At 47.7% G+C, this 14,313-nt stretch carries 9 protein-coding genes; 7 read left to right on the forward strand and 2 right to left on the reverse strand.

Annotation, left to right across the window (positions count from 1 at the left end; all coding sequences use genetic code 11):
- Window positions 1-19 precede the first annotated feature (19 nt).
- Both ACE418_RS07055 and ACE418_RS07060 read left to right on the forward strand, forming a co-directional pair.
- A complete protein-coding gene (locus ACE418_RS07055) occupies window positions 20-763 on the forward strand; it encodes a DUF6557 family protein (protein WP_416449953.1) in 744 nt (247 codons plus the stop codon).
- A gap of 15 nt (window positions 764-778) precedes the next feature.
- The gene (locus ACE418_RS07060) at window positions 779-985 is read left to right on the forward strand and encodes a type II toxin-antitoxin system HicB family antitoxin (protein WP_416449954.1); all 207 of its coding nucleotides are present in this window, start codon (window positions 779-781) and stop codon (window positions 983-985) included.
- Window positions 986-1,065: 80 nt separating this feature from the next.
- Here ACE418_RS07060 and ACE418_RS07065 read toward each other — a convergent pair whose 3' ends face one another.
- Together ACE418_RS07065 and ACE418_RS07070 are read right to left on the reverse strand one after the other, a co-directional pair.
- Window positions 1,066-1,341, reverse strand: a complete 276-nt coding sequence (locus ACE418_RS07065; RefSeq protein ID WP_416449955.1) for a type II toxin-antitoxin system HicB family antitoxin — start codon at window positions 1,339-1,341, stop codon at window positions 1,066-1,068.
- Window positions 1,342-1,371: 30 nt separating this feature from the next.
- Complete coding sequence (locus tag ACE418_RS07070; protein ID WP_155274709.1) at window positions 1,372-1,545, reverse strand: hypothetical protein; 174 nt, start codon at window positions 1,543-1,545, stop codon at window positions 1,372-1,374.
- 362 nt (window positions 1,546-1,907) lie between these two features.
- Here ACE418_RS07070 and ACE418_RS07075 point away from each other — a divergent pair, with 362 nt between their 5' ends.
- The 5 genes from ACE418_RS07075 (at window position 1,908) to ACE418_RS07095 (ending at window position 13,373) form a co-directional block, all read left to right on the forward strand.
- The gene (locus ACE418_RS07075) at window positions 1,908-2,126 is read left to right on the forward strand and encodes a FliH/SctL family protein (protein ID WP_416449956.1); all 219 of its coding nucleotides are present in this window, start codon (window positions 1,908-1,910) and stop codon (window positions 2,124-2,126) included.
- A gap of 467 nt (window positions 2,127-2,593) precedes the next feature.
- Window positions 2,594-4,090, forward strand: a complete 1,497-nt coding sequence (locus ACE418_RS07080) for a ShlB/FhaC/HecB family hemolysin secretion/activation protein (RefSeq protein ID WP_416449957.1) — start codon at window positions 2,594-2,596, stop codon at window positions 4,088-4,090.
- Window positions 4,091-4,140: 50 nt separating this feature from the next.
- Window positions 4,141-11,640, forward strand: coding sequence for a two-partner secretion domain-containing protein (locus ACE418_RS07085; protein WP_416449958.1), 7,500 nt, complete (start codon window positions 4,141-4,143; stop codon window positions 11,638-11,640).
- A gap of 740 nt (window positions 11,641-12,380) precedes the next feature.
- A complete protein-coding gene (locus ACE418_RS07090) occupies window positions 12,381-12,707 on the forward strand; it encodes a hypothetical protein (protein WP_416449959.1) in 327 nt (108 codons plus the stop codon).
- Window positions 12,708-12,839: 132 nt separating this feature from the next.
- A complete protein-coding gene (locus ACE418_RS07095) occupies window positions 12,840-13,373 on the forward strand; it encodes a peptidase associated/transthyretin-like domain-containing protein (protein ID WP_416449960.1) in 534 nt (177 codons plus the stop codon).
- Window positions 13,374-14,313 lie beyond the last annotated feature (940 nt).

Consider the following 14,313-nt stretch of genomic DNA (forward strand, 5'->3'; position numbering starts at 1 on the left):
CACTGAGGGAGGCGATTCTATGATTTTACAGGAAGCCTTGCGGCAGGCTGATGCACAGAAATTGGCGGCGGCGACGTATGAATATCATCGTGCTGCTGATTCGGGCCCGACTGTGTATGATGAAAGGCGATGTCATGGGGTTACGAAAGCCTATTCCGATTTCATCCAACGGCTACTGACATTATCCCCCAAAAAGGAAGACGAACAATGCTTGCTGCCGGATAACGATGGGGCTTTCATGACTGCTGCATTATATTTGTATAGTGATGTGCGGGCCACTCTAGCAAAATGGCAGCTGGAAAGGTGCTACACGAAAGCGGAATTACAGCACTTTTCTCTGGCTGAACTCAAAGCCATCCGTCAAACGCAGCAACAGCATCAGCCGGATAGTTATGCCTATACGTTTGAACCCTGGGAAAATATGCTGGCTGTTGATATTTGCTGGCCGTGCGATTTTTCAGAAGACGAAAAGTTGCAATTTTTAGCCGCCGTGTTATACGAAATATCTTTTTGCGGCGTTACCTTGGAAGAGCATCACCGTGCCCTGGCAGAAATGGAAGACGAATGGCAAGCCGTGAAGAACGCACAAACCTATCCGTTCGACGAATTCCGTCGTGAAATGGGCTGGGACGCCCTGCCCAAACGGGCTGAAACGGAAAAACGCGAAGACATCATCAACACGATTCTTGCCATTCAGCAGACGTATAAGATGTTCCAGCGAGTCTTTACGAAAGCGCATTATCCGGCCATCTTTACGAAGTAATCAGACGGAATCCATGTGACATTCTCCGATTTGCCGGGATGCATATCCTGGGGCCAGGACGTCCCCCAGGTCATCGAAGCCGCCCAGACAGCGCTGACACTGCATCTGTCGGGAATGAGGCAGGATAAGCTATCCCTTCCGCCGGCAACCCCGGTGAGCCTATGCAAGGAACGGGAACCGGTAAAGGACGATGAAGCAATCTATATCATTTACGAATCATGACGCGTATACTATAAAGCGCTCCAGATGCTGAATGTCTGGAGCGCTTTATTCATAGTTTGAGCTATAGAAAAAATAGTATGCTATATGTCGATTTCTATCATTTTGACAAAAGCCCGTACATATTCCCAATCTTCGGAGTCGATGCAGTGTATGTCCAGGTCTTCGATGGGCGTCGGCTTCGGGATTTTGTGCCGATCTTCTTTTTCGATGGTGATAAGCAGGGACAAACAATCCTTTGCCATGAACTCGGCATCCGCTAAATCATCGCCGCAGGTGACCTGCTGGAAATCAGGAAAGAACACGGTATAATTGCCCTCCTTTTCTTCATAGAAAATGGCGGGATAGCTTACCTTCATCGCCTCATGCCTCCTTTATGAACCCCGTAGTCATTGGTTTTCGTCATTTACTTCTGGTTTGGGATCATCTTCATGCCGTATTTCTTTTACCAATCGAATGACGTCTTCTTCTGTCCGGAGGCCGGCTTTTTCAGCTTCGCCTCTCATTTGTTCCTGTAATTCTTCCAGGGCTTTTAATGCCATGGCCTTTGCGGCTTCGTCCATATTCTCCACCTGCCTCATCAACGATTATCCATCAATAATAGTCCTAATGCTATATTTCGTCATGGCATAGCCATTTCCCTTTTTCTGAGAAGAAAAGAGTCATCTTCCCCTCGGCATTCCGTTTCGGCAGCCGTCTTGCCCTTCCTTGCGGTCACGATCTGACGGGCTGAAAAAGTACGTGAAAGCCCATGCACACAAGGCTGCCGACTGGGTATTTTTTTGTAATAGCGAATTTTAATAGCACTACACATGTGTATGTGTACATGTATATGTGTATGTGTAGTTCTACGCCGTCTTTTCGCTCTTGTCTTTCCATAGCTATTGTGCTATCGTTCAAATAGAACGACGAGGAGGTGTTCACCATGAGTCGGGAATTGGAACAATGGTTGCTGGAGGAACGAAGAGAAGGATTCAAGGAAGGGTTCAAGGAAGAATACAAGAAAGGACTGGAGGAAGGCGAAAACCGAGTGGCAGCCTTGTTTAAACGGATGAAAGCCGACGACCGCTTGCAGGATTTCGATAACGCCCTCGAAGATAAGAATGCCAGAGAAAAACTATATAAAGAATACGGTATCGAATGACCGGAAAGCCCCGTGCAGAACGTGCGGGGCTTTTTTATCTTGTCTAAAAATGCTTTGTTGTATTATTATACGCTATATTTGTTGCTTAAAATGCTAAATGATTGCATATTTAGATATATAAACAGTATGGTATACGTAATAATGACGGTGGTTAATGATTTTTATGAATTAATAATTTTGTAAATTACTATATTGAAGATTAGAATTTATTGAATTTATGTGAAAATTATTGTAAAATACAAACGTATTATCAATCGTATTCTTTTAAAGAGGTGAATGGATTCATGATATTCCGGATTCCCTTATACAGTCTGGCTATGATGCTGGCTGTATTCCCTATGCAAGTATTGGCTATAGATTCTGTGTTACAGCAGGAACAACTGGAGCAAGCACGGTAGCAGGCGACTCTTCGTGATGACCGTTTACAGTCACGACCTTTTTCTGTAATTCCAGTGCATGATATACCCGTGACCACGGAAGAATCACCGCAGGCAGGCTCTTCTTTTTGGATTCGTCATGTCCAATTGGATATGGACGATTCATCTTTTCGATTTCTGTCTTCTTATGCTCATGAATGTGAAAATAAGAACGTAAATGTCAAGAAAATAAATCAGTTAGTTCATGATATGAATGAAGAACTGTTGCGCCGCGGCTATGCAACCAGCCGTGTCATCATTCCAGAACAGAACATAGCTGATGGTGTTTTGCGGCTGCAAGTCCAGGCTGGGCGGATTCACCAGGTCCGTTATAGCGAAGGGAGCGCACAGCTGCCTTGGAGGACGGCCTTCCCCATCTGGGAAGGTGATATTTTGAACGTACATCTTCTCGAGCAAGGGGTAGAACAGATGAAGAAGCTGTCATCGCAAGATGTCAGCCTGCGATTAATCCCTGCTGAAACGCCAGGACAGAGTGATATTGAATTGACGATTCATCGGACAACCCCTGTGCATGGCATCCTCTCGCTGGATGATTCCGGTTTGACAGATACCGGACGCTGGCAGTTAAGTGCCGATATCGGCATAGATAATCCTTTTTACGGTAATGATTATCTTCAAATCGACCTTAATGGCGATGTCATGGCCGATGGTTATGAACGAGGTACACGGGGACAGCAAATCTACTATCGAATTCCTTATGGCAAAGAAACGATTTCCATCTCTTACAGTCGTTATACCTATCATCAGACCGTATACAGTACCCCCTACGATTTTCTCAGCCGTGGAAAGAGCGATATCAGCACTTTCTCTTGGGACCACCTCATCAGCCGCAATCAGCATCGCAAGACCAGCTTCGATGTCCAGGTCCGGAAACGTAATTCGCATTATTTTATCAATGACCTGGAAATCCCCGTCCAAACGCTGCATACGACGGCACTGGAAGCTGGCTTGTCCCAACAGGTATACTGTGGGGCCGATATGTGGTATGGCCGTATCGGTCATCGAATGGGTGTTGGCTGGTTCGGTGCTATGCCGGAAAATCCCTATGATGATGGCCCGAAGACACGTTACCATATGTGGCTCCTAGATGTAGATTACCGCCATCCCTTTATGATGGGACATCGTCAGGCCGTCTATACTTCATCTTTTCATGGACAGTGGACCGCTGGCGGTGATCGCCTTTACGGTGTCGATATGATCAGTATGGGCAACCGCTATACCGTTCGGGGCTTTGACGGCGAGATGACCCTCATGGCCGAAAGCGGCTGGTATTGGCGGAATGAGCTGGCTTCAGAGATTGCCCAGCTGCATAGTCAAGTCTATGTCGGCCTGGATGTGGGGGCCGTCTATGGTCCGGCTGTTGAAGATTTACTCGGCCATACGCTGGTCGGGACCGTATTCGGTCTGCGAGGAGATTTCCCATCGGGAATATCGTATGATGCCTTTATCGGCTGCCCCTTATATAAACCTGATGGTTATCATACAGACCGTGTCACTACAGGATTGACATTGAGCTGGCGCTTTTAACGGCCATTGATTCTAAAAGATACTTACCCTGAAGAAACGAGATGACGGATATGAAATATACAAATTTGAAACGACAGATTACAGCATGGATGCTGATGGGACTTTTTATCGTCGAACCGGCAGCTATCCTGGCCGCTGACGCACCCATTTTACCGGATACGAAAGCCCCGGCATCCCAGCAGCCACTCGTACAACAGACAGCGAATGGGATTCCCCTGGTACAAATTACGGCTCCGACCGCAGGCGGTGTGTCGCGCAATTTGTATACCCATTTTAACATCCCGGAGAAAGGGGCTGTCTTGAACAATGCCCATAAAGTAACGAATACGAAGTTGGCGGGATATGTTCAGGCCAATCCGAATATGGTCTGGGGAACGGCTAAACTTATTGTCAATGAAGTGACGGGATCGGGAAGAACAGCGATGAACGGATTCCTGGAAGTTGCCGGGGACCGGGCCGGGGTCATCGTGGCCAATCCGAATGGGATTGCCGTCAATGGCGGCGGATTCCTGAATACGTCCCGGGCCATGCTGACGACGGGCCGTCCTATTTATGATGCCAGTGGCCGGGTTACGGATGTCACCGTTGCCGGTGGCCGGATCCAGGTTGCAGGAAAGGGGCTTGATGCGTCCCAAACGGACCAGGTTGATTTGCTGGCGCAGGCTGTTCAGGTCAATGCCGGCATTTGGGCGAAAGAAGCCCATGTCGTAACGGGGCATAACCGGATTGCTTATGATGGATTACAGGTGACGCCCCTATCAGAAACGGACAATCAGAACGTAGCTGACGAACCGGGAGTAGCCTTAGACGTCGCAGCTATTGGCGGGATGTATGCCAATCGGATTTATCTGGTCGGTACGGAAAAAGGGCTGGGTGTCAACCTGGGTGGGACGCTGTCAGCTACTGACTCGCTGGCCTTGGAAAATAACGGGGATCTGCATATTACTCAGACCGGGACTGTCTATAGCGATGGAACCCTACAGGTGCATACAACGGGGGCTGTGACCAATGAACAGACCCTGGCCAGTGGGAAAGATGCCGTCATCCGTGCGGACCAAGGGCTGACGAACCATGCCGTTGTCGGGGCTGGCATCAGCCGGGATGGTCAGGTGAATCAGGCCGGGAATCTGACCGTTCAGACGACCACATTGACCAGCGATAAGGCACAGATTGTCAGTGGTGGAAACTTGGATATACAGGCGAATCAAGTATCTGTCAAAGAAGGTTCCATCGCTGCGCAAGGGAATGCAGACGTTCAGGTACAGCAGACCTTAGAAATGGAAAAAGGGAAAGTTTCAGCGGCCGGGAATCTGACGATTCAGGCGGATAAACTGCCTTTGAAAGGGGTCATCGCCAGCGGAGGTGATACGGCGATTACAACGCATCAATCCCTGCAAAATGAAGATAGTGACGCTTCAATGGGAACGATTACGGCGGACGGGAATCTTACCCTGCATACCGATGGAACCTTGACAAACAGCCGCAAGATAGAAAGCGGCAAGACTTTGAAAGTGGAAGCCGGACAGGGAATCCAGAATAACGCAACCGGCGAACTGAATGGACAAGATGTCGTCCAGCAAACGACGACCCTCGATAATACGGGGCTGATTAATGGAACGCAGCACGTCGCCGTAACGGCAAAGCATATCATTAATCACGAAAATGGCCGTATATATGGAGAGGACGTGACGCTTCAGGCGGACCGGCTGGAAAACCGCCGTCAAGCTGAATTGGAAGAACAGCTGGCCGCAGCGATGAAGACTTTACAGGAAAAAGAAGCTGCCCTGGAAGCTGCTTATTCGGCTGATGTCACGAAATATACGAGTAGTGCACAGGAGTCCCAGTACAAAGCAGATATCGAGCAGGCTGATAAAGCCTATGCTGCACAGCTGGCGGTAGTCCAGGGCCTCCTGGCCAAGCTGGATACCCATAAAGCCGGTACGATTGCGGCCCGGAATACCTTGACGGTACAGGCCCAAGCCATTGAGAATCGTCATAATGCGACCTTGTACAGTGGTGGAGACATGCATTTAACGGCGGACGATACGCTGACCAATCAGGGCGCTTCCATTGAAAGTATGGGGAATCTGACGATTCAGGCCGGGCAGATTCGCAATGAAAATGATGCTTTTTCGGCGAAACGGGTTGGCAGTGCCTGGATGACGAATCCTGAAAAAATCCGTATCGACCAGGCTGGACATGCCGAACAAGGGCAGGCTTTTGACCGTAGTGAATTTTCCAACCTGTCCAGTGGTTATGGCGCCTATCACCACCCGAAGGCGATGACGATTTACGAACCGGTCTATGATACGGTGGACGCTCCCGAATCGGGAGAAACAGCGGATCCGGCTTATAAGGAAGGTACGAAAATCTCGAATTATGAATGGAATGACCCTATCTTTCAGACGTTCGGCCTGACTCCGATGGCCTCAGAGCGGCCGGCCGCCGCTGGCCCTGCCCAGACTGCTTGGGATACACAGTTCCAGGCCTTGCTGGCTGAGCTGGACAAAAAGGTTACAACTCATAATCAGGAAGCCGAAGCCCATAATGCGGCTTTAGGACTGGCAGATTCTCAGAAAATCAACAATTATACCATTATCCGCAGTCATTCCCAAACGTCACATGAAGAGGTAACATCGACTAATGCCGGCGTCATCCGCAGCGGCCAGGCGATGACATTAAAGGGAGACGTGACCAATGAGAACAGCCAGTTGACCGCCGGGACGACGCTGACGGCTACAGGTCGTGTCAATAATATTGCAAAAGAGAACCAGGAACGGACCGTGACTTTTGGGACGACCCAGGGCAGTTACACTTATAAAAGAAAATGGCCCCATAAATCCCGGCGCCGCGGCTATAACTCCGAAGTTTTCATGACACCGCAAGTCGGTCTCAGTAATACCTCGTCTCTGAAGGTAGCCGAGTATGCCGACCATGGGACGACTCCGGCAGGGAAAGACATTACGGATACCCTGCGGGAATCGGCCTCCTCTTTTTTAGATCCCTTTTCGCTGGATACCCGGCATCCGTCGGACACGACGACAGCTTGGAAAGCAACCGCAGGAAACTTGGCCAGTTCGTTATATACCTTGCATCCAGAAACGACGGCGAAGTATCTCGTAGAAACGGATCCGGCTTTTACCAATAAACATAATTTCTTGTCTTCCGATTATATGTATCAGCAGTTGAAATGGGACCCGGACAAAGTGCCGAAAAGACTGGGCGATGGGTTCTATGAACAGAGCCTGATCCGCAGCCAGATCCTGAATCAGACGGGACGACAGTATCTGGGAGACTATACGGATGACATGACCCAATATAAGGCCCTCATGGACGCAGGACTGGCCTATGCCAAAGCGACGGGGCTGGCCCCTGGCGTGTCCTTATCGCCAGAACAGGTTGCGGCATTGACGAGTGACATGGTATGGCTGGAAACAAAGACGGTCACCGTAGATGGCAAGGAAGAAACCGTTATTTATCCGAAAGTATATCTCCGGGGCCATGATGACCTGACGCTGACCGCCGATGGCAGCCTTATCAGTGCGAATACGCTGGTCATCCAGACCAAGGAAGCCGTCCGCAATGCCGGGACCTTATTCGGGAAGACCGTTCAGATCCAGGCGGGCAGCTTGGATAATTCCGGCCATATCCAGGGCCAGAAAATAGCCATGGCCAGTGAAAACGATATCCACCAGACAGGCCAGGTTACGGCTTCTGACCGCCTCCAGATGCAGGCTAAGGGGAATATCACGATAGAAAGCACAGCCATCCACCTGGCAAACCAGGACGTCCTCGACCGGACAGCGGGGATTGCTGTGACCCGTACCGATGGGGTCGCCATTATCAGTGCGGGACAGGACCTGGACCTGGCTGGGGCGACATTGCAGGCTTTAGGCCGTCAGGGAGCTGTCCTGCTTCAGGCTGGGAATGATGTGAATCTGACGACGCTGACATTGGCTGCCAAAAAAGATATGACCCTAAATCAGGATAATTACCTGCGGACACAGCGGCAGACAGAAGCTGGTACCGTCATCAACGCCAATGGCGGCGTATCCCTGGCAGCTGGCCGGGATATTACGGCACGGAGTGCCTATATGAACAGCGATGACGGCACGGTTTCGCTGATGGCAGGCCGGAATCTCGCCCTGACGGCAGGCCGGTCCGTGGCTGTGGATGACTACGGTCTGAAACATAAGGAAAAAGGCCTCTTGTCCAGCACGACGACGACCGTCCGCACTCATGACGATCATGAAACCGTCTTAGGGACGACAGTGACCGGGAAACAAGTCCAGCTGGGTGCTGGGCAGGACGTCCGTCTGACAGCGGCTGCGGTGGCCGGACAAGGCGATGTAGTCGTCGCAGCTGGCCGGAATTTGACGGCGGATACGGCCGTCCAATATGACCAGGCGACGGCCTATACCAAGGTCAAGTCGTCCGGCGTCCTCGGTGCCGGGCTGGGCGTCCTCATCGGGACCCAGCAGACAAAGGATAATTATGAAGGAGAATGGAAAACCCAGGTCGGCAGTACCCTGGCATCGACAGGCGGCAGCCTGACCCTGGCTGCGGGCGATACGGCCCATTTGACGACAGCCGATATCTTCGGCCAGCATGGCGTGACCTTGACGGGACAGGAAGTGCTCGTCGATGGGGCGACGAATGAAGCTCACGAAAAACGGACCCATGAAGAATCCCGGTCGGGCCTGAGCCTCAGTCTGAGTAATTCGGCCATTTCGGCGGGTGAAACCTTCCGCGGTGCCGTCCGCACAGCCCAGTCGCGGGACAATAAGACCTTGCAGGGCTTGGAACTGGTAGAAGCCGGCCGGAACCTCCGGAAGGACCTGAAAGGCAAATCGCCTGCCGATGTGACGTCAGTTGGCCTGCATGTCGGGATTGGCTCCAGCTCTTTCAAACAGGAATCAGAAGTGAATCAGCAGACCTATGCCGGCGGCCGGATGATGAGTGCCGGCGACGTGACGGTCCGGTCTGAAAGTTCACAGGAAAATAAAGGAAATCTGACGGCGGTTGGCGAATCTATTCAAGGGAAGAATGTATCCCTCACGGCCAGCGGAGACGTCCGCCTCCAGGCCGGTACGAATGAAGAAACCATCCGTGACAGCTATCAGAGCCATGGCGCTTCAATCGGCGCGTCCTTCCATGGCGGCCTGACCAGTATCGACGCATCGTATGGCAAGATGAAAGACCAAGGGACGACGACACGTGTCACCCATACGGGCAGCCAAGCCACGGCACAAGACAGTCTGATGACGAGTTCCGGAAAGGATACGACCCTCGTCGGTTCCCAGCTCCAGGGACAGTCGGTGACCGTAAAGACGGGCGGGAATCTGCACATCGAAAGTGTACAGGATTCAGAGACCTACCGGGGTAATCGTTCGTCGACTGGAATTAGCGTAGCTTATTCCCCCTCTGTTGACGTCCAGGAAAATTTCTTGCCACAAGGGACCCATGCTACGCATTTCACCTATACTGGGACGGGAGCGAAAAGTGGAAACGCTTCGTACAGCCGTGGGAAGACGACCAGTGATTACGCCAGCGTGATCGAACAGGCCGGTATCTATGCCGGTGACCAGGGGTATGCTGTGGATGTGAACAAGGATACCCAACTCAAAGGGGCTGTCATCGCCAGCACGGCTGATGCCAACCGTAATCACCTGACGACCGGCACCCTGCACCTGGAAGACATCCAGAATAAGGCCGCTTATGACGTAAAAAATACCGGTGTGGCTTATAACCACTATGCGTCAGACCAGGAACGCAACCAGCATTTCAATGAAACCGGCCTCACACCGGATATTTTGCCAGGCACCACTAAAGATGCTCATTCAGTCACCCGGTCAGCCATTTCCCAGGGAACGATTCAAGTCACCCAGGGCGCTATGGATGTGACGAAAATTAACCGCGATACAGCCCATGCCCTACAGACGCTGGATCACATCTTTGATAAGCAGAAAGTAGAAGAACGGCAGGAACTGGCCCGGCTCTTTGCGAAAAATGCAGATGAACTACTCCATTACTATGACCGCGACGGCAAATTCGATAAAGCCCTGGCTCATGGCCTTGTAGCCGAAATCACGAGCCAGCTTGCCGGAAATAAGGCCGGCAGTGGCTTTGCCGCGGGCATGACGAATGAACTGCTCATTAATAAGATTAAAGAATGGGCAGGAAATGACCCGGCCAAAGCCCAATGGATCAGCGCAGCTTTGGGTGCTACTGTCAATGCGGCTACCGGCAAGAATATCCAGACAGGCGGTGCTACGGCACAGTATGGGACAAAATGGAATGATGAACTTGCTGCTGAGGTTTATGCTGCCGCGCTTCTTTTAGAGGATGGCGCAGGAGAAATCGCAGGAGCAACGGTAGGCAGCATAGGTGTTGCAGGTGCCCTCATCCTGGGTGGTACACAAGAAGCTGGCGGCGACGTTTCTTATAATGCGGATGCAAATGATTGGAACTATGAAAGTGTGTTAAATGTAGAAAATAATTATTCCAATAGTGGCTCATCATCAGACGATAATATTGATAATTATGATGACAGCGATACATCGGAATCAGTTTCCACTTCACCAGAATCAGTTCCTATTGAGCCTCCGGTAACATACCAAGAGGTAGTGGCTGAAGATGGCTCTATTCATAAAATGGGTAGTGATGGGAGCAATATAGTTACAGGAAAATATCAAATTGACGGGCATCTATATTCTGATGATGGCGGATATGATCAACTACATCGCAGATTTTTAACTGGCATTGATACCGGTAATCTTTATAGCGGTTATTATCGGACTGCTGATGGAAAAGACAATTGGAAAGAATTGCCTTATGATAGGCTGAAAAATAAATTTGGCCATATTTCATTGGTAAACCCATTGGGAGAGCAGACACAGCTTGAAGATGTTACCTATGGCGAAGAAGCTGTTATTAATGGGGCAGATATTGTTTATTCGCCAGAAAGAAAAGTCTTTGTCGATACTCAGATGGAGGCTCCCATTCCTTTATCGTTTGTTAATGAACACCGGGATCGGATTATTCCCTCTTCTTTACAGCCAACTGAAATTCAGGCAGGTGATGATGGTTTTACGGCAACTCCCATTGAGCCGCCGACGCCGCAAAAACCTGATAATTCTGATATAGCACTTATTGGAAGTGGGATTGCCCTTTCACAACAGGCGCAAAGACAAGTTCCTGTTCCAGATAATACGTTTACACAGTATTCAGCAGACGTACTCAAAGAAAGTGTACTTAGTACAGCTGATGATACAGTTTTAAAAACCATGGGCAAGGACTTGAAACCATTTGGAACTATAGACGACTTTTATACGGTACAAAAAGATTTGGAAGAATATCAGTTTCCATACAGCCATATGATTGCGGCAGGAGATATTTTTTTATCGAATCTGGGTGGTTTTTTTAGTGGTTACATGGCTCTTAGATGGGGGCTTTATAATCCTGGACTTGCTACTCTTTTGGGAAAAACTGCTACTAATACCGCCTTTGATAAGATAAAAGAAAAATATTTAAAAAATTTAAAAAGATAATGTAAAATGCGAAAGGATAACTATAACAATGATTCCAAAGTCAAATTTCATACTTACTATATGTAGCCTTCTTTTATATGCGCAGAGCTTACAACATTCTAAATTTAGTATGTATAGAAAGTATACATGCCCGTTCGCTATATATTTATCAAGTTATGTTATTACAGGAATATCGGTTGTTTTAATGTTTATTTTTATAATAGATGAAGACTGCTTTTTATATTTAATATGTATGTATCTTGCAGGATTATTGATTCGCGTCTTTGGGAAATTTACTTATGCAAAAAAAGACAAAAATATGAAAATGTATGGGGACGTAATAAGACAAGCAAAAGATATCGCTTTTTTTCTTGGGATAGGGGCCTCCTTTTTAGTTGCTTTTTTTGTAATTTTAGAAATATTGTATATGTTTTATCATTAACAGCAGTTTACAACTTTTTGAACAAATAAATATCACGTAACCACACTTTGAAGTATAATGAATCTGCTAAATCTGGATGAACATTTTGCGAAGCACCAAAACGCCAGTCCGCAGGAGCTGCGAAGCCATATAAGCTGGCAAATACAGCGTGAAATATTTTTGAGCACTTTGGTCGCTAAGGCCCAAACCGCAAAAAATCCAACGGACTTAGTTCGGACCTTGTGTAAACTAGCTTCGTCAACTTCCGAGGCGGCGTAAAAGTTGTAAAGTGCTGTAAAAGATAGATACCTCGAGAATTTAAAGAAGGAGAAAACAAAACATGGAAAGTAGTTACCATTACCATACCATTTTGCTTTTTGTATGTTTTGCGATTATATATGCACAAAGCATTAGACACTCAGAGTTTTCAATTTATAAAAAAAAGAGAATTCCCTTTATATTATATTCTTCGAGCTTTTTTATTACTGCGATTGCTTTAATTGGAATGTTTATTTTTAGGCATGATTCTGATGTTTTCTATTTATTTATGGGGTTATATCTTTTAGGGGGATTGATTAAATTAATTGGGAAAATGATATATGCAAAATTAGTGAAAGATGAGTATTTATATAAAAGTATAGCGACGCCATTAAAAAACTTTTTTTAATGATATTATTTGGCATGGGTCTTGTCATTGTGGCAACGATAGTAGGAATGATTATTTATACCTTATTTCCATGAAATAAGGTTGTTATGGGGAGTTACAGTAATTAGAGATTCATATTAGTAGGTGATAAAAATGAAAAAATCAATGCATTTAATAGCTATCGTTGTTGCCGTCGGAGCCGTTGCCTTACTTTATCCACACATAAAGCCTTTAGTTGCGGAATATCGGCAGCCTGCTGAAAAGACGAAGGTCGTTCAAACCATCAAGGGAAAGCCGAAAGAAGGCGTCGTCAGTGCTTATGTACCGGATCAGCCAGTAGAAGATGATGACGGGTATCATGCGCTCGTTATTGATAATAGCAATAATGAAAACCCCGTGTACGCACGCCTTTGGACAACCGGTGAGGATGCTCATCCAATCCGTGCTTTTACGATTGGTGAACACGGAAGTTTTAAAATGGAAAATCTGCCATCCGGTACTTATGAACTCCGTTTCAAGATGCTTTATGAGGGTAACGATGCTGTCGATGGCTATAAGGTCGATGGGATTGTATTGGAGCCAAAACAAGTAGAAGGTGGCGTCAGTTATCCTACGTACACCCTGCAAATAGCCCTGCGCAATGGAAAAGGAGAAGCCTCGAAACATACATTAGCTAGCGATATATAGATTCAAACTGATAATACATCAAAAAAGTCGCATAAATATAGCTCCAAAGCGGCGCAATTTATGGCGCTATAATAGAAGCGATACCGTGTAAAATATAGAACAAATCCCCTATAAACACAAAATATAGTGTTTTCCAGTCATTGATAAATACTATATAAGCGGTGCAAATATCTACGGCTGTTCGTAATGAGAGGGTCGTAGGTTCGAATCCTATTAGTGGCTCCAATAAAATCAAGGCTTCCGAGAAATCGGAAGCCTTTTTTCTTTGTTTATGGCAACATTTTGTGGGGGGACTTTTACGGTTTTCCCTTTTTACTCTGTATCAGCAGTTTACAACTTTTTGAACAAATAAATATCGCGTAACCACACTTTGAAGTATAATGAATCTGCTAAATCTGGATGAACATTTTGCCAAGCACCAAAATGCCAGTCCGCAGGAGCTGCGAAGCCATACAAGCTGGCAAATACAGCGTGAAATATTTTTTGGCACTTTTGGCACTTTGGTCGCTAAGACCCAAACCGCAAAAAATCCAACGGACTTAGTTCAGGCCTTGTGTAAACTCGCTTCATCAATTTCCGAGGCGGCGTAAAAGTTGTAAAGTGCTGTAATTATAATATTAGGGAAAAGGAGGTACATGTAGAGGGTAACCAGCTTGACGAAAGAGCTGGAATAACGGTATAATAAACGTGAAAGAGGTCCTGCCGATAGACGGTTGGCCCCAGATCAATAATACTACAAAAGTAGCCACTTAAGATTGGAGTCCTGGGCGGCTATTTTTGTGTTTTATTTGAGGCGCATCCGATGGCATACCCAAGCGCAAAAGCACCTAAGCAGAGGCCGAGAATACCAATGAAAGTATCTACAGTCAGAAGCATACAAATTCCCTCCTTTCCCATGGATTGGAGGGTTTACACAAGATCCCTCCTTAGAAAGCAAGGG

This window comes from Megasphaera jansseni, assembly GCF_047974155.1.
Classification (GTDB): Bacteria; Bacillota; Negativicutes; order Veillonellales; family Megasphaeraceae; genus Megasphaera.

Excerpts from the sequence above, each read along its gene's own strand:
- ACE418_RS07055 (WP_416449953.1), top strand. The coding sequence starts at position 20 with ATGATTTTACAGGAAGCCTTGCGGCAGGCTGATGCACAGAAATTGGCG.
- ACE418_RS07065 (WP_416449955.1), bottom strand. The coding sequence starts at position 1,341 with ATGAAGGTAAGCTATCCCGCCATTTTCTATGAAGAAAAGGAGGGCAAT.
- ACE418_RS07070 (WP_155274709.1), bottom strand. The coding sequence starts at position 1,545 with ATGGACGAAGCCGCAAAGGCCATGGCATTAAAAGCCCTGGAAGAATTA.
- ACE418_RS07075 (WP_416449956.1), top strand. The coding sequence starts at position 1,908 with ATGAGTCGGGAATTGGAACAATGGTTGCTGGAGGAACGAAGAGAAGGA.
- ACE418_RS07085 (WP_416449958.1), top strand. The coding sequence starts at position 4,141 with ATGAAATATACAAATTTGAAACGACAGATTACAGCATGGATGCTGATG.
- ACE418_RS07090 (WP_416449959.1), top strand. The coding sequence starts at position 12,381 with ATGGAAAGTAGTTACCATTACCATACCATTTTGCTTTTTGTATGTTTT.
- ACE418_RS07095 (WP_416449960.1), top strand. The coding sequence starts at position 12,840 with ATGAAAAAATCAATGCATTTAATAGCTATCGTTGTTGCCGTCGGAGCC.